Here is a 16119-nt window from a genome sequence, read left to right on the forward strand (position 1 = left end):
GGGTGACAGGACCGCGGATTGTACGGTCGGCGAACGCACCAGCGCAAGCGCGCTCTTTGCGAATCAGTCACTTGCGGGTGTGCTTTCCGCCAGCAGCGCCTCGATCAGGCCGTGGTGGCGCTGTGCCTGCTGCGCGCGACGCAACCGGCTGGCGGTGAAGACCGCGCAGAGCTCGTCCACCGCGGCGTCGAAGTCCTCGTTGACCACCACGTAATCGAACTCGTGGAAATGCGACATCTCCTCGCGCGCGGCGGCCAGCCGCCGGGCAATCACCTCGTCGCTGTCCTGGCCGCGCTTGCGCATCCGCTGTTCCAGCGCCTCGCGCGATGGCGGCAGGATGAACACGCTCACCGCCTCCGGCACCTTCTCACGGACCTGGCGCGCGCCCTGCCAGTCGATCTCCAACAGCACGTCGTGGCCGGCCGCCAGCTGCGGCTCCACAGACTGCCGCGCGGTGCCCTTCCAGTCGCCATGCACGCGCGCGCACTCGAAGAACTCACCGGCCTCGATCATCGCCTCGAACCCGGCTGCGTCGATGAAGTGGTAGTGCTCGGCATGCCGTTCGCCCGGGCGGGGCGGGCGCGAGGTGAACGAGACCGAGAGGCGGATCGCCGGGTCGCGCGCAAGGCAGGCGTTGACCAGACTGGACTTACCGGCGCCCGACGGCGCTGCGACGATGAACAGCGTGCCGCGCATCAGGCGCGGCTCCATCGCCGCCGGATGGTGCGAGACGTGGCCGGGACCGGCGGTCGGCTGTGCCTACTCAATGTTCTGCACCTGCTCGCGGATCTGGTCGATCAGCACCTTCAGCTCGACCGCGGCCTGCGAGGTACGTCGGTCCACCGACTTCGAGCCCAGCGTGTTGGCCTCGCGGTTGAACTCCTGCAGCAGGAAGTCCAGGCGCCGGCCGACCGGCTCGCGCTGGGCCAGCACGCGGCGGATCTCGTCGACATGGCTGTCGAGCCGATCCAGTTCCTCGTCGACGTCGAGCTTCTGCAGCGCCATCACCAGCTCCTGCTCGAGGCGACCGGGATCGAGCGGCTGCGGCAGGTCCGCCAGGCGGGTTTCCAAGCGGACGCGCTGGCCGTCGCGGATCGCAGGCACCAGCGTGCGCACCTCGCCGGCGATGCGCTCGATGCCATCCACGCGCTCGGCGATCGCCGCCTGCAGCTTGGCACCCTCGCGTTCGCGCGCGGCGACGAAGTCGTCGAGCACCGCATCCAGCAGCGACAGCGCCGCGGCCTGCATCGCATCGGCATCCACCGCGCGTGCCTGCAGTACGCCGGGCACCTGCATCAGTTCGGCCAGGCCGGTGTTGAGGCCGGGGAAGCGCGACTGCAAGGACGCCGCGAGCGTCGCCAGCTGGTCGAGCACCGCTTCGTTGAGTTCAAGCTGGCCGGCGGCCTCGCCGTTGCGCAGGCGCAGCGCGAGATCCACCTTGCCGCGCGACAGGCGCGCCGCGACCCGCTCGCGCAACAGCGGCTCCAGCGCGCGCAGCTCGTCGGGCAGCCGGGTGCTGACCTCGAGGTAGCGGTGGTTGACCGCGCGCAGCTCGCAACCGAGCGTGCCCCAGGGGGTCGTGCGCTCGCCGGCGGCGAAGGCGGTCATGCTGCGGATCATGCGGTCGGCGGGTCGGCTGCGGGCGTGCAGTATAGGGCAGGCCCGCGCGCGGCCAGGGCGCCGGCACCGCCCCTGATAGACTGCCGCGCCCGCACCGCCGCGAGCAGCCCATGACCGATACCGTCACCCGCCCCAGCGGCCGACTTCCCACGCAACTGCGCGACGTCCGGATCGAGCGTGGCTTCACCCGGCATGCGGAAGGTTCGGTGCTGGTGTCCTTCGGCGAGACCCGCGTGCTGTGCACCGCCAGCGTGGAGAACCGCGTGCCGGGCTTCCTGCGCGGCAAGGGCGAGGGCTGGGTGACCGCGGAATACGGAATGCTGCCGCGTGCCACCAACACCCGTAACGACCGCGAGGCCGCGCGCGGCAAGCAGGGCGGGCGCACGCTGGAGATCCAGCGCCTGATCGGCCGCACCCTGCGCGCCTGCGTGAACCGCGCGGCGCTGGGCGAGCGCACGATCACCCTCGACTGCGACGTGCTGCAGGCCGATGGCGGCACCCGCACCGCGGCGATCACCGGCGCCTATGTCGCGCTGGTCGACGCCGTGCGCTGGTTGCAGAAGCGCCGCGAGATCAGCCGCGACCCGGTCGTCGGCGCGGTGGCCGCGGTCTCGGTGGGCATCTACCGCGGCGTGCCTGTGCTCGACCTCGACTACGCCGAGGACAGCGCCTGCGACACCGACATGAACGTGGTGATGAACGATGGCGGCGGCTTCATCGAGCTGCAGGGCACCGCCGAAGGCCATGCCTTCCGCCGCGACGAGCTCGACGCCCTGCTCGGCCTCGCCGAGACCGGCATCCGCGAACTGTTCGCGTTGCAGCAGCAAGCGCTGGCGCAATGAGCACACCCCGGCGGCTGGTGCTGGCCAGCGGCAACCGCGGCAAGCTCGCCGAGTTGCAGGTACTGCTGGGCGATGCCGGGTTCGCGCTTTCGGCGCAGGCCGACCACGGCGTCGACGACATCGAGGAGACCGGGCTCAGCTTCGTCGAGAACGCGCTGCTCAAGGCGCGACATGCGGCGCGCACCAGCGGGCTGCCGGCACTCGGCGACGATTCCGGCCTGTGCGTCGATGCACTCGACGGCGCACCCGGCCTGTACTCGGCACGCTACGCCGGTGCGCACGGTGACGCCGCGGCCAACAATGCAAAGCTCCTCGAAGCGCTGCGCGACGTGCCCGCCCACGCGCGCACGGCGCGCTTCTACTGCGTGCTGGTGCTGGTGCGCCACGGCGACGACCCGCAGCCGCTGATCGCCGAGGGCATCTGGGAAGGCCGGGTCCTCGACGCTCCGCGCGGCGACCACGGTTTCGGCTACGACCCGTTGTTTCTCGACCCCGCAAGCGGCCTGAGCGCCGCGGAACTCGCACCCGGGGTCAAGAACCGGATCAGCCATCGCGGCCGCGCGCTTGCCGTGTTGCGCGAGCGGATCGCCAACGCGCTGCCCGAAGCCTGACGCAGGGCTTCCGGCGCCGCCCTTCCGCCCCCATATCGCGACCCGAGTGCCGCCGCCCGGCACAGACACCCCCCTGCAATGCTGACCACCCCGCCCCTCGCGCTGTACGTGCACCTGCCCTGGTGCGTGCGCAAATGCCCGTACTGCGACTTCAACTCGCACCAGCCGCGTGGCGGCCCGCCGCCGTTCTCGGCCTACGTGGACGCGCTGCTGGCCGACCTCGACCAGGACCTGCCGCTGGTGTGGGGCCGGCCGGTGCACTCGGTGTTCTTCGGCGGCGGCACGCCCAGCCTGTTTCCCGCCTCGGATATCGACCGCTTCCTGCAGGGTGCGGCGGCACGGCTGCGCTTCGCGCCCGGGCTGGAAATCACCCTGGAGGCGAATCCCGGCACCGCCGAGCACGGCCGTTTCGAGGACTACCGCGCCGCCGGCGTCAACCGCATCAGCTTCGGCATCCAGAGTTTCGACGACGGCTGCCTGCAGCGGCTCGGGCGCATCCACGACAGCGCCGAGGCGGACCGCGCAGTGAAGCTGGCGCAGGATGCGGGCTTCGACAACCTCAACCTGGACCTGATGTACGCCCTGCCAGGGCAGGACCTGGCGATGGCCGCGGCCGATGTCGAACGGGCGGTGGCGCTGGCGCCCGCGCATATCTCGCACTACCAGCTCACGCTCGAGCCGAACACGCTGTTCGCCGCACGGCCGCCGGAGCGCATGCCCGACGACGACCTGGCCTGGGACATGCAGGAACACTGCCAGGCCCTGCTGGCCGACGCCGGCTACGCGCAGTACGAGGTCTCGGCGTATGCGCGGCCGGGCCGGCAGTGCGCGCACAACCTCAACTACTGGCGCTTCGGTGACTACCTGGGGATCGGGGCTGGCGCGCACGGCAAGATCACCCTGGGGCACGAGCAGACCATCCTGCGCCGCTGGAAGCCGCGGCATCCCACCGCGTGGCTGGCCAGCGCCGGTACGCCCGCCGGCATCGGCGGCGACGACCGCATCGCACCCGCACGCCGGCCGTTCGAATACATGCTCAACGCCCTGCGCCTGCTGGAAGGCTTCCGCCTCGAACACTTCGAGGCCTGCACCGGCCTGCCCCGTGCCGCGATCGCCGGACCGCTGGCGGCGGCAGCCGGTCGCGGTTGGCTGGAAGAGCGCGACGGGCGCATACTGCCGACGGCGCTGGGGGGGCGCTTCGGCAATGATGTCATCCAGTTGTTCATGGACGAAGACGGCGACTGAGCGTCGGCCGCGTGCTGGCGACCCATGCCCCGGCGTGGTAAGAACGGTGACAGAAGTCTCACTCCGGAGAGCCGCATGACGCCGCACAGGGAACCCGCGACGCCATCCAGCCTCGCCTCCGCCGGTTTGCCGCCGCGCGTGCGCACGGTGCTCGAACGCAGCCTGCACCTGGTCTCGGAAGAGCTCGACCACGGCCTCACCCGCATGCTCGACGAGTTCGAGCGCGAACTGTTCCGCCTCGCCGACCTGGCCCGCAACCCGGGCGCGGAGTCGGGCTACATGCAGACGCTGCGCAGCTTCCGCCTCAACCGCGCGGACCTGGTGCCGCGCTTCATGCTCGGCATCGAACGCGGGCTGGCGGGTATCCGTCGCCCGGCGCCGGTACGCGCCGACCACAGCACGCCCGGCGAGGTGAGCTTCCGCAACCTCAGCCTGGTCGAAACCGCGGTGATGGACGAAGGCACGGTGCTGCGCGAGGTCGGCAGCCGCCAGGAAGGCCGCGCGACGCTTGCACTGCACCTGCTCGGCCAGCGCTTCGGGGTGCTCGCCGGCAAGCCGGCCTTCGACGCCATCCGCCTGCCCCTGGGCCCGCACGTGCTGTGCGAGGCCCTGCGCGAGGCGGCGGTTGCACTGGAGATCACCCACGACGCGCGGCTGCTGCTCTACCGCATCTTCGACCGCCAGGTGATGGGCGGCTACCCGCAACTGCTCGACCGCGTCAACGAGCTGATGGTGGCCGAGGAGATCCTGCCGGCACTGACGTTCGTGCCATTGCGCGCACGCACCACACCGGTGCTGATGCGCGAAACGCTGTCGCCCTCCGGCAACAGGCCCGCCGACGTGCCGGCACAGCCACAGCAACAGGAATCGTCGCAGCCGGCGGAACAATCGGGTTCCGGCCCCGCTGCACGCCCGCACACCGCGTGGTTCGGCGAACCCCAGGCCGACGACGACGGCAGGGACGAATCCGCCGCGTTCGCCACGCTGCAGGAACTCCTGTCCGGCCGCCGCGCCCTGCTCGGCAAGTTGCGCCCTGGCCGCGACGAAAGCCCGCGTCGCGAACTCGGCACCACCGACCTGGTCGGCAGGCTGCGCGCCCTGCAGCAGCAGCCCCCGACCAGCGCCAGCCAGGCCAACCTGCTGGAGATCAAGCGCGCGGTGCTCGCACAGACCCGCCACAGCAGCGGCGAGGCAGCGGCGCTGTCACCGGAAGACAACGACACGTTCGAACTGCTGGACCTGCTCTACCAGCAGCTGGAATCCGAACTGCGCCGCGACGCACCGACCGCGGGGCTGGTGCGCCAGCTGCAGGTGCCGCTGCTGCGCATGGCACTGCTCGACCGCGCATTCTTCCTGCGCGCGCAGCACCCGGCGCGGCAACTGCTCAATACCGTGGCCGAGAGCGCGGCGCGCTGGATGGACCGCGACGAACTCGATCCGCAGCTGGGCGAGCCACTGCAGCAGGCGGTGGCCGAAGTGGTCAACGGCTTCGACCAGGATCCGGAGGTCTTCGCGAAGGCGCAGTCCAGGCTGCAGGAGCGCATGCAGGCCCACGTGCGGCGCGCGGAGATGACCGAACGCCGCCACGTGGAAGCCGCACGCGGCAAGGAGAAGCTCGAGGTCGCTCGCCAGCGCGCGGGCGAGGCGCTGGCCCGCGAGATCGGTGAGCAGCGCCTGCCGCGGTTCGCTCGTTCCCTGCTCAACCAGGCCTGGAGCGATGTGCTCACGCTCACGCTGCTGCGCCAGGGCGAGGAGTCCGACGCGTGGAAGACCCAGCTCGACGTGACCCGCCGGGTGGTGGCCGCCTGCAGCGAAGGTGGCGCCGACGACGGCGCACTGGCCGCACAGGTGGAGGAATCGCTGGGCCAGGTCGGCTATCACGGCGATGAGGCGAAAGTGATCGCCCAGCGCCTGTCCGGCTGTTCCAATGACGACGAGGATCCCGCCTCGCGTACCGAGCTTGCGATGAAGCTCAAGGCACGCGTGCGCCTGGGCGAGGACAAGGCCGCGCAGGCCAGACCGAAGCCGCCCCCGCGCACGCCCGCCGAACAGGCGCAATACGAACAGCTGCGGGTGATGCCGTTCGGGGTCTGGATCGACTTCGTGCAGAACCAGCAGGGTGACATCAGCCGTCGCCGGCTGTCGTGGTTCAGCCCGATCACCGACAACGCGCTGTTCGTCAACCAGCGCGGCCAGCGCGCGGCGGAGGTCTCGCTCGACAGTCTGGCGAGGATGCTGGTCAACGGCCAGGCGCGCATGGTCACCTCCGACCGCGGACGGCTGGTCGACCGCGCCTGGCAGGCCGCGGTGAACACCCTGCGCAGCTTCGCCGGCCGCGGCGAGGGCGCACAGCCCAACGGAGTGCCGGCATGATCCAGGAGTTCCGCCGCGCGCGCCGGCGCAAGGCCGCCGACATGATCCAGGTCAGCGATGCGATGACCGGGGAGATGGTCGGCCGCATCGGCAACCTGTCGGAAAGCGGCCTGCTGCTGATCGCCAGCAGTTCGCTCGAAAACGACGCGCTCTACCAGTTGCGCTTCACCCTGCCCGGCCGCAGCGCCGGCGCACTCGGCGAGGACCTCGAGCTCGGCGCGCAGCTGCTGTGGAGTGATCGCGCCAGCGCTCCGGGCCAGGTGTGGGGGGGGCTGCGCTTCGTCGCGCTGAGCGATGCACAGGCGCGGCAGCTGCGTGCGTGGGTGGAGTCGCCGGGCGGCCAGTTCGTCTGAGCTGGCGCCGGCAGGCCGCCGGTGGATGCGGGACAATGGCGGTTTTCCAGAACCGGGAGCCGCCCGCGATGACCGTCGACCTCGCGCCGCTTTACGCCGACCACCTCGCCACCCTGCAGCGCCGCGCCGCGGTCGCCCTCGAGCGCGGTGGTTTCGACCGCCTCGTCATTCCGGCCGGCACCCTGCATTACCAGGTCTTCGACGACCGCGACTATCCCTACGCCGTGAATCCGCAGTTCAAGGCCTGGGTACCGCTGGTGCGCCATCCCGGCAGCTGGCTGGTGGTGACGCCCGGCGAACGCCCGAAGCTCGTCTACCTGCAGCCGTTCGACTACTGGCACGTGGTGCCGGAAGCGCCGTCGGGCCTGTGGGTGGAACACTTCGACGTTGTGGTCATCCGCACCGCGGAAGAAGCCCTGCAGCACCTGCCGGGCAACGCCGCGCGGTGCGCGATCCTGGGTGAGCCGCAGAGCGCGCTGGGCGACTTCGTGCCCGGCAACCCGCAGCCGGTGCTGGACTATCTGGACTACCACCGCGCCTACAAAACGCCCTACGAGATCGAGATGATGCGCGCGGCCACTGTTCGCGGCGTGCGCGCGCACCGCGCCGCCGAGCGTGCCTTCCGCGCCGGCGCCTCCGAGTTCGGTATCCACCTGGCGTACTGCCAGGCTGCGGGGCAGGACAGCACCGAGCTGCCGTACAACAACATCGTCGCGCTCAACGAGCATGCGGCCGTGCTGCACTACACCGAGCTCGACCGCCTGCCGCCGAAGCCAGTGCGTAGCCTTCTGATCGACGCCGGTGCCAGCCATGCCGGCTATGCCTGCGACATCACCCGCACCTGGGCCGGCGACCGTGACGGCGAGTTCCAGTCGCTGATCGATGCGGTCGACGCGGTGGAACGCGGCCTGTGCGAGCGGTTCACCGCCGGCACCGACTACCGTGAGCTGCACCTCGACGCCCACCTGGCACTGGCCGGCGTGCTGCGCGATGCCGGGGTGATCCGGATGTCGCCGGAAGCGGCGCTCGAATCCGGCGTGAGCAGCCGGTTCTTCCCGCATGGCCTGGGCCATGGCATCGGCCTGCAGGTCCACGACGTCGCGGGCTTTGCCGCATCGGATGCGGGCGGCACCCTGCCGAAGCCCGAGGGCCATCCCTACCTGCGCCTGACCCGTACCCTCGAGCCGGGAATGGTGGTCACCAACGAGCCCGGCATCTACTTCGCCGACCTGCTGATGCGCGAGCTGCGCGAAGGTCCGCACGCCGGCGAGATCGACTGGGACCGGGTCGACGCGCTGCGCCCGTACGGGGGCATCCGCATCGAGGACGACCTGGTGATCACCGCCGACGGTGCGCCGGTCAACCTGACCCGCGACGAGTTCGCCCGCACCGACGGCTGACGGTTCCGCCGGATGCGACGTGGCCGGGCGCTCAGCCCGGCCCGGCCATGAAGGCCTCGATCTCCCCGGCGCTGCGCGCAAGCCCGGCGGTGAGGACCTCGTGGCCATCGCGGGTGATCGCGAGATCGTCCTCGATGCGCACGCCAAGCCCGCGCCACTTCGCGGCCACGCCGGTCGCATCGGGCGGGATATAGAGCCCCGGCTCGACGGTCAGCACCATCCCCGGTTCGAGCAGCCGCGATTCGCCATCGATGCGGTAGTCGCCGACATCGTGCACGTCCAGGCCCAGCCAGTGGCCGGTCTTGTGCGGATAGAAGCGCTTGTAGCTGCCGTCGGCGATGAGCTTCGAGGCGCGGCCTTTGAGCAGCCCGAGCCGCAGCATGCCGTCGACCAGTACTTCCACCGCGGCATCGTGGATCGCCGCGTACGCAACGCCCGGGCGCGCCTGCGCGCAGGCCTGGGCATGTGCCTCCAGCACCACGTCGTGCAGCGCCCGCTGTGCCGGGGTGAAGCGGCCGCTGGCGGGGAACGTCCGGGTGATGTCGGCAGCGTAGCCGCGGTATTCGGCGCCGGCATCGATCAGCACCAGGTCGTCGGTGCCAATGCGCGCACTGTTGGCGCGGTAATGCAGCACGCAGGCGTTGGCGCCGGTGCCGACAATGCTTTCGTAGGCCGACTGCGCCTCGTTGCGGCGGAACACGTATTCGAGCTCGGCCTGCAGGTCGTATTCGTGCAGGCCCGGTCGCACCGCGCGCATCGCCGCGGCATGCGCCTCGACGCTGATGCGCGCCGCACGCTTCATCAGTCGCAGCTCGTCGCGTGACTTGAACAGCCGCATCTCGTCGAGCAGGTGGCCGAGCTCGAGGAATTCATGCGGCGGCTGCGCACCCAGCCGCACCTGCGCCCGGACCCGGTTGAGCCAACCGATCAGCTTCAGGTCGAAGTCGGTATCGCGGCCGAAGTGGTAGTAGACGCGGGTGCGGCCTTCCAGCAGGCCGGGCAGGATCTCGTCGAGGTCGTCGATCGGATACGCATCGTCCATGCCCAATGCATCCACCGCGCCTTCGGGCCCCACCCGCGGGCCGTCCCAGGCCTCGCGCCCGGGGTCGCGCTCGCGGCAGAACAGCAGCGCCTCGCCATGCGCCCGGCCGGGTACCAGCACCAGCACCGCATCGGGCTCCTCGAAGCCGGTGAGGTACCAGAGGTCGGAATCCTGCCGGTACGGGAAGTGCGTGTCGCGGCTGCGCACGCGCACCGGCGCCGACGGCAGCACCAGGATCGCGTGGTCGCCCGCCATGCGCATGAGCTGGCGGCGACGGCGGGCATACGGATCCGACGCGTTGCGTGCAGCCGACATCGCGTCAGTTCAGCCGCTGGCGGTGGCGCGGCCCCAGCGCGCAATCACCGTGCAGCAGCAGCACCGCGACGCGGACGAACTCCTCGAGCTCGGCCAGCGCGCTTTCCTCCTCGTCGTCTCCGGCCTCCTGGGGCGCGGCCGCGGCCAGGCGCGCCAGGTCCGTCAGCGCCTCGCGACCCTCCTCGGACAGTGCACCCGCCTCGCCGGCAGCAAGTCCGAACGCACCGAGGAACCCGCGGCACCACTCGAACAGCGCGCCACTGCGCTCATACAGCGAGGCCGTCGGTTCCGGCAGCAGCAGCTCGAAACCGAAGTCGCGGTCTTCCAGCTGCGCCGCAGTCGCCGCGCGCAGGCCGTCGAGCGCCTCGTCGTCGCCCAGTTCGGGGTCGGCCAGCGCCCGCCCCAGCCAGCCGGCCTTGCCATCGCCACCGCCGGCCATCCATCCGGCGACCATGCCATGCAGCTCCGGCACGCTGGCAGTCAGCCCCAGCCGGTGGATCGAACGGCCGATGTCGGCGGCGGCGGGAAGTTCGTGCTCGGACACGGCGGCGGTCCTGTTGCGGAGGGGCGCACCAGTCTAGAGCCTGCCTGCGCCACTGGCACCCGTCCGGTGCCGCCCCGTGGCTGTCGAACCCTGCGCGGTCGCCGCGCATCTTGCTGCCCGTGGTGGGCAGTGCCTACACTCGTTTGCCGCCGCCTGCGGCCTGGAGTTGCCCGCACGTGGCCGATCCACCCGATCCGCGCCTCCTCGTCGCCATCGCCCTTGTCTGCGCCACGCTTGCGGTCATCGCGGCCGTGCTGGCATGGCGGCAGCATGTGCGGCACCGCGAGGAGATCGGCGTGCTGCGGCGGCGCAAGGAGCGCCTGAAGCAGGCGCTGTGGGCCACCGGCGAGCGTTACTGGGACTACGACCTCGCGACCCAGCGGGTGACCCTGCTGGAAACCGAACGCGGCGACGGCAGCCTGCGCCTGCACGAGCGCGACATCGACCTCGAACAGGTGCTGCTGCCCGGCTACCTGGACACCGCGCGCGAGCGGATGGCGGCGTATCTTTCCGGTCAGGCGCGCAGCTTCGAATACGACATGCGCGTGCATGCCCGCGACGGGCAACTGCGCTGGGTCCGCGTGCGCGGACGCACCGTGGAATCCGATGCCGCCCAACGACCGCGACGCGTGGCCGGCACGCTGGTCGACATCACCCGTGCGCGCAGCCAGGAGCGCGACCGCCGCATCGCCACCGAGGTTCTGCGCAGCATGAGCGAGGCGGTGTCGGTGGTCGATGCCGAGTTCAACTTCGTCACCGTCAATCCGGCATTCGCGCGGATGACCGGCTATGCGGCCGAGGACGTGCTGGGCCGCAACGCACGGGTGCTCGACAGCGAGCAGCACGAGCCGGCCTTCTACGAACACATCCGCAAGCGCCTGGTGCGCTCGGGCCGCTGGAGCGGCGAGATGTGGCAGCGGCGCTCGGACGGCGATGAATTCCTCTGCGCGATCGAGGCCAGCGCGGTGGAGTCCGATGACAGCGAGGACTCGACGCTGTACGTGACCGTGCTCAACGACATCACCCAGCAGAAGCGCACCGAGCAGGAACTGCGCTACCTCGCGAATTTCGACACCCTCACCAACCTGCCCAACCGTTCGCTGCTGTCGGAGCGGCTGTCGCGCGCGATCGTCCGCGCGCGCCGCGAGGGCACGCGGATCGCGGTGCTGTTTCTCGACCTCGACCGCTTCAAGGACATCAACGATTCGCTCGGACACGCCGCCGGCGACCGCATCCTGCGCGCCGCGGCAACCCGCCTGCAGCAGACGGTCGGCGAGCAGCACACCGTCGCGCGGCTGTCGGGCGACGAGTTCACCGTGATCCTGGAAGGCATCGAAGGCGCACAGGAGGCCGAGCGCACCGCGCGCGAGATCATCATGGCCTTCGAGGCGCCGCTGCTGCTGGATGCCCGCCAGGAGATCGCGATCTCGCCGTCGATCGGCATCAGCCTCTACCCGGACCATGGCCAGGTACCGACGGAACTGCTCAAACGCGCCGACACCGCGATGTACCAGGCCAAGAGCGCCGGACGCCGCACCTTCATGCGCTATGACGACGCGATGGATGCCAGCACACGGCAACGCGCGCGGCTGTCTGCCGGGCTGCGCAAGGTGCTCGACCGCGGTGAGCTGCGGCTGGTGTTCCAGCCGCGCCTGAGCCTGGCGCATTCGCGCATCAGTGGCGTCGAGGCACTGCTGCGCTGGTACAGCGACGAGCATGGCGAAGTGGCGCCGGACGACTTCATCCCGCTGGCCGAGGAAAGCGGGCTGATCCTCGAGATCGGCGAGTGGGTGCTGCGCGAGGCCTGCCTGACCCTGCGCCGCTGGCAGCAGCACGGCGCGGGGGATCTCACCCTGTCGGTCAACGTGTCGATGCTGCAGTTGTTGCGGGGCAACTTCCCGGACGTGGTGCAACGCGTGCTCGAGGACACCGGGCTCGATCCGTCGGTGCTGGAGCTGGAGCTCACCGAAAGCGTGCTGATGGCCAATGCCGCGCAGAGCGCCGCCACCCTGCAGGCATTCCGCGCCCTGGGTGTATCGCTTGCGATCGACGACTTCGGCACCGGCTATTCGTCGCTGGCCTACCTCAAGCGTCTGCCGATCAATACCATCAAGATCGACAAGGCGTTCATCGATGGCCTGCCCGGGGATCCCGAGGACGTGGCCATCACCAGCACGGTGATCTCGATGGGTCACTCGCTCGGTCTGCGGGTGGTGGCGGAAGGCGTGGAAACCGAAGCGCAGCTCGGCTTCCTCGCCCAGCAGCGCTGCGACGAGGTGCAGGGGTTCTGGCTGTCGCCACCGCTGGATGCACACAGCGCGCTCGGCTTCATCCGCAACTGGGACGGCGCGCGCCAGGCCCCGCGTGCGCACGCCAACGGCCTGCCTTGACCGCCCCCCGGCCGCTTCCTATCGTGCCGCCATGGACCATCCCGATGTCGCCGCCCAGCTTCGCGCAGTTGCCAGCCGCATTGATGGTCTCGTCGACCGCGTGCAGCGGCTGACCGAGGAGAACCGCAGCCTGCGCCAGCAGCAGGAACAGCTGAGCGGCGAGCGCTCGCAACTGCTGGCGCGCAACGAGCAGGCGCGCACCCGTGTCGAGGCGATGATCGCGCGGCTGAAGTCGCTCGAGCAGCACACGTGAGCGCTGGCGAACCGGTCAACATCCGCGTGCTCGACCGCGAGTACACGGTGGGCGTGGCCCCGGGCGAACGCGATGCGCTGATCACAGCCGCACGTCTTCTGGACACCCGCATGCGCGAGCTGCGCGGCAGCAACCGGATGGCCGCGATCGACCGCATCGCGGTGCTGACCGCGTTGAACCTTGCCGCCGAGCTCCAGCAGTTGCGCAACGAGCAGGAATTGCGCGAGCGGGAACTGCGGCAGGCGATGGCGGCCATCGAGCGCAGGCTCGATGCCCTGGGGTAAGCCGGCCGTGTGACGGTGGCGGCGCGGTCACCTCGTGCACACGCAACTGAACTTTCACCGGCCGGGTCACCGGTGTGCGCATGCGTAATCCGTGCGCGGCGCTATACTTGCCCCACGTCCTCTGCTGTGTCGACAGCCTGCAAAACATTCGCCTTGTCCCTTAATACGACCTTGGGGATGTGACGGATCCGGGTGTGCAAGTCCGCCCCGTGCGGAAAGCCCGATGGATCCCCAGCGTTCCCACTTGAACCCCGGGTTCAAGGTCGTTTCGCAGGCATCTTCATTGGCGGAGGACGTATTGAATTCCAGCCGCGGGCGCGGCGGTAGCCGGGTGACGTACCCGCTACCGCCGCGCCCGCTGCGTTTCGGGCCCGACATGACGAAGCACGCGTGCTGGGTGACAATGGCGCCGGTGCATATCATCACTTTCCTGCCGTGACCGTCGACCGCGATGCCCTGCGCCGTGAACTCCGGCAGCGCCGCCGCGACGTCCCACCGGCGCAACGCATCCATGCAGCCGAAGCGGTCGCCGCACGGCTCGGCGCGCTGCCTTTCATGCCGACGCAGGGGTACGTCGCCGGTTACTGGGCGATGGATGGCGAAGTCGCCCTGCATGTCTGGCAGCTGCGGCTGCCGCCGGGGCTTGTCTACTGTCTGCCCGTGCTGCACGAGGGTGGACGGCTACGGTTCGCGCCATGGCGTGCCGGCGATCCGCTGGTGACCAACCGCTTCGGCATTCCCGAACCGGACCTCGGGCCCGAAGCCTGCCTGGAGGCCGACGACATCGCCCTGGCGGTGCTGCCGCTGGTAGCCTTCGATCGCCATGGCCAGCGGCTGGGCATGGGCGCTGGCTGGTACGACCGGACCTTCGCCGGACGCCGCCATCGTTCGGGTCCGCCGTGGCTTGCTGGGGTCGCGTACGCGTTCCAGCAGGTGGGCGAACTCGACGCCCGCGATTGGGATGTGCCGCTCGACGCCATCTGTACCGAATCCGACACCCTGCTTACGGCGGCCCCATGAGCACGCGCAAACGCTATTGGCTGATGAAATCCGAACCCTCGGATTTCTCCATCGACGACCTCCAGCGCGTCGGCACCGAACCGTGGACCGGGGTGCGCAATTACCAGGCGCGCAACTTCATGCGCCAGATGCAGGTCGGTGACGGCGTGCTGTTCTACCACTCCAACACCCAGGTGCCGGGCATCTACGGACTCGGCGAGGTGGCCTGCACCAGTTACCCCGACCCGACCCAGTTCGAGCGCAGGTCGAAGTACTTCGACGAGAAGGCCACCCTCGAGGAACCACGCTGGTACCTGGTCGACGTGAAGTACGTGCGCCATCTGGACAACCCGGTACCGCTCGACCTGATCCGCACCCACGCCGACGCACTCGGCGAGGAATTCGCACTTATCCGCAAGGGGAGCCGGTTGTCCGTGCTGCCCGTGACCGCCGCGCAGTGGAAGATCCTGCTCGGCCTCGAACACAAGGCCTGACCGATGTCCGACAGCAAGCGCCTCGCCGGCGAAAAGGCGATCGAATACGTCGAGGACGGCAGCATCGTCGGTGTCGGCACCGGTTCCACCGTTGCCTATTTCATCGATGCGCTGGCACGCATCCGCGGCCGCATCGAAGGTGCGGTCTCCAGTTCGGAACAGAGCACCGCGCGCCTGAAGCAGCACGGCATTCCGGTCATCGACCTCAACGCCGCCGGCCCGCTGCCGCTGTACGTGGACGGCGCCGATGAGTGCGATCCCAACAGGTGCCTGATCAAGGGCGGCGGCGCAGCGCTGACGCGCGAGAAGATCATTGCCCAGGCGAGCGCCCGTTTCGTCTGCATCATCGACCCCGCCAAGCGGGTCGAGGTTCTCGGTCGCTTCCCGCTCCCGGTCGAGGTGATCCCGATGGCGCGCAGCATGGTGGCCCGGGAAATCGTCGAGCTCACCGCGGGCCAGCCGGTCTGGCGCGAGAACGTGGTCACCGACAACGGCAACTGGGTGCTCGACGTGCACGGGCTGGAGATCACCGACCCGGTCGCCATGGAGCAACGCCTCAACCAGATCCCCGGCGTGGTCAGCGTCGGTCTGTTCGCACGACGCCCGGCCGATGTGGTGATCGTGGGCGGCGAACCGCCGCTGGTGCTGTAGCCACCCCGGAGTTCGACAGGGCTGCGTGATGCCCGCCTCGTGTGAGGCAGTCAGGAGGTTGACGACGGCGACTCCACCCCCTGTGGGGCAGATTCAGGTGATGGATTTGCCGCCGTTCAAGCCTTACGCCAACCGTTCCGGGCAGTCCGGAGTACCGGCCTACGCGCTGCTGCCCAGCTCGATCCTGCTGCGCTTCGCCGACGATCGATACATCTATCTCTATGACGACGTCGAACCCGGCGCAGCTGACGTCGAGGCCATGCATGAGCGGGCCGAGGCTGGCAGCGGCCTTGCGACGTACGTCAACCAGCACGTGCGCAACCGCTATCACGCGCGCTTCGATCCCCCCGGTTAGTGACCGGGCGCATTCGACCCCGGGCTGCTTTTCCGGCACGGCCTGAGAGCCAAGCCCGTGCTGCTGGACAAGCGCATGCGGGGTTCCCGGATACGTATCCATCCGTTCGGCCAGCGCGAGCGAAGCAGGGGTACATTCGTCGACCGCAGCATTCAGCGCCGTAGCCCGGCGAGACCAAAGGTCGCATCCGGCGCACTTGAAGCAGGCGGCATTCCAGCAAGCAAAGAAAAACCCCCGCCGGGGAACCGGCGGGGGTTTCAGGGTAAAGACCCTGGCGATGACCTACTCTCGCATGCTGAATGCACACTACCATCGGCGCATATGCGTTTCACTTCCGAGTTCGGAATG

General features: G+C 69.7%; 17 protein-coding genes, 1 rRNA gene and 1 other RNA gene. 14 read left to right on the forward strand and 5 right to left on the reverse strand.

Translation table 11 applies throughout. The annotated features are described in order from the left end of the window. Positions 1 to 63 precede the first annotated feature (63 nt). Together gmk and LDO11_RS13565 are read right to left on the reverse strand one after the other, a co-directional pair. Positions 64 to 696 (reverse strand): guanylate kinase, encoded by a 633-nt coding sequence (gene gmk, locus LDO11_RS13560; protein WP_232142026.1) that lies wholly within the window; start codon positions 694 to 696, stop codon positions 64 to 66. Positions 697 to 759: 63 nt separating this feature from the next. Then, positions 760 to 1620 carry a YicC/YloC family endoribonuclease gene (locus LDO11_RS13565; protein ID WP_232142003.1) on the reverse strand — a complete coding sequence of 287 codons (861 nt, stop codon included), beginning with the start codon at positions 1618 to 1620 and terminating at the stop codon, positions 760 to 762. 110 nt (positions 1621 to 1730) lie between these two features. On the opposite strand from LDO11_RS13565, the gene rph reads away from it, so the two are divergent. The 6 genes from rph to pepQ all read left to right on the forward strand — a co-directional run bounded on the left by rph (position 1731) and on the right by pepQ (position 8444). Further along, positions 1731 to 2462 (forward strand): ribonuclease PH, encoded by a 732-nt coding sequence (gene rph / locus LDO11_RS13570; protein ID WP_129135198.1) that lies wholly within the window; start codon positions 1731 to 1733, stop codon positions 2460 to 2462. Then, positions 2459 to 3073, forward strand: a complete 615-nt coding sequence (gene rdgB / locus LDO11_RS13575) for an RdgB/HAM1 family non-canonical purine NTP pyrophosphatase (protein WP_232142004.1) — start codon at positions 2459 to 2461, stop codon at positions 3071 to 3073. The genes rph and rdgB overlap by 4 nt, the downstream gene beginning before the upstream one ends. A gap of 78 nt (positions 3074 to 3151) precedes the next feature. Then, complete coding sequence (gene hemW / locus LDO11_RS13580; protein ID WP_232142005.1) at positions 3152 to 4318, forward strand: radical SAM family heme chaperone HemW; 1167 nt, start codon at positions 3152 to 3154, stop codon at positions 4316 to 4318. A 75-nt stretch (positions 4319 to 4393) separates the two neighbouring features. Beyond that, positions 4394 to 6691: a DUF1631 family protein gene (locus LDO11_RS13585; protein WP_232142006.1), complete on the forward strand. Its 2298-nt coding sequence runs from the start codon at positions 4394 to 4396 to the stop codon at positions 6689 to 6691. Beyond that, a complete protein-coding gene (locus LDO11_RS13590; RefSeq protein ID WP_232142007.1) occupies positions 6688 to 7044 on the forward strand; it encodes a PilZ domain-containing protein in 357 nt (118 codons plus the stop codon). The genes LDO11_RS13585 and LDO11_RS13590 overlap by 4 nt, the downstream gene beginning before the upstream one ends. Positions 7045 to 7112: 68 nt before the next feature. Further along, a complete protein-coding gene (gene pepQ / locus LDO11_RS13595; RefSeq protein WP_232142008.1) occupies positions 7113 to 8444 on the forward strand; it encodes a Xaa-Pro dipeptidase in 1332 nt (443 codons plus the stop codon). A 31-nt stretch (positions 8445 to 8475) separates the two neighbouring features. Here the strand turns inward: pepQ and LDO11_RS13600 are convergent, their stop codons facing one another. Then, complete coding sequence (locus tag LDO11_RS13600; protein ID WP_232142009.1) at positions 8476 to 9801, reverse strand: aminopeptidase P N-terminal domain-containing protein; 1326 nt, start codon at positions 9799 to 9801, stop codon at positions 8476 to 8478. Positions 9802 to 9805: 4 nt separating this feature from the next. Further along, entirely contained in the window at positions 9806 to 10345 is a 540-nt protein-coding gene (locus LDO11_RS13605; protein ID WP_129135191.1) for a UPF0149 family protein, read from the reverse strand. Between the two features lie 176 nt (positions 10346 to 10521). Between LDO11_RS13605 and LDO11_RS13610 the strand changes: the two genes are divergently transcribed. The 8 genes from LDO11_RS13610 (at position 10522) to LDO11_RS13645 (ending at position 15771) form a co-directional block, all read left to right on the forward strand. Further along, positions 10522 to 12735, forward strand: a complete 2214-nt coding sequence (locus tag LDO11_RS13610) for a putative bifunctional diguanylate cyclase/phosphodiesterase (RefSeq protein ID WP_232142010.1) — start codon at positions 10522 to 10524, stop codon at positions 12733 to 12735. 31 nt (positions 12736 to 12766) lie between these two features. Beyond that, positions 12767 to 12988 (forward strand): TIGR02449 family protein, encoded by a 222-nt coding sequence (locus tag LDO11_RS13615; RefSeq protein ID WP_100323675.1) that lies wholly within the window; start codon positions 12767 to 12769, stop codon positions 12986 to 12988. Next, a complete protein-coding gene (locus LDO11_RS13620; RefSeq protein WP_232142011.1) occupies positions 12985 to 13272 on the forward strand; it encodes a cell division protein ZapA in 288 nt (95 codons plus the stop codon). Before LDO11_RS13615 ends, LDO11_RS13620 begins: the two co-directional genes overlap by 4 nt. 115 nt (positions 13273 to 13387) lie before the next feature. Continuing rightward, positions 13388 to 13569: non-coding RNA, 6S RNA (ssrS, locus tag LDO11_RS13625), on the forward strand. Between the two features lie 138 nt (positions 13570 to 13707). Continuing rightward, the gene (locus LDO11_RS13630; RefSeq protein ID WP_232142012.1) at positions 13708 to 14292 is read left to right on the forward strand and encodes a 5-formyltetrahydrofolate cyclo-ligase; all 585 of its coding nucleotides are present in this window, start codon (positions 13708 to 13710) and stop codon (positions 14290 to 14292) included. Then, complete coding sequence (locus LDO11_RS13635) at positions 14289 to 14765, forward strand: EVE domain-containing protein (RefSeq protein ID WP_232142013.1); 477 nt, start codon at positions 14289 to 14291, stop codon at positions 14763 to 14765. Before LDO11_RS13630 ends, LDO11_RS13635 begins: the two co-directional genes overlap by 4 nt. Before the next feature lie 3 nt (positions 14766 to 14768). Continuing rightward, positions 14769 to 15416 carry a ribose-5-phosphate isomerase RpiA gene (rpiA, locus tag LDO11_RS13640; RefSeq protein ID WP_232142014.1) on the forward strand — a complete coding sequence of 216 codons (648 nt, stop codon included), beginning with the start codon at positions 14769 to 14771 and terminating at the stop codon, positions 15414 to 15416. 100 nt (positions 15417 to 15516) lie between these two features. Continuing rightward, on the forward strand, positions 15517 to 15771 hold the full coding sequence (locus LDO11_RS13645; protein WP_232142015.1) for a hypothetical protein: 255 nt from the start codon (positions 15517 to 15519) through the stop codon (positions 15769 to 15771). A 269-nt stretch (positions 15772 to 16040) separates the two neighbouring features. Here the strand turns inward: LDO11_RS13645 and rrf are convergent. Further along, a 5S ribosomal RNA gene (rrf, locus tag LDO11_RS15970) occupies positions 16041 to 16119 on the reverse strand; the annotation flags it as partial.

The sequence above is a fragment of the Alterluteimonas muca genome, assembly GCF_021191595.1.
Lineage (GTDB): Bacteria > Pseudomonadota > Gammaproteobacteria > Xanthomonadales > Xanthomonadaceae > Luteimonas > Luteimonas muca.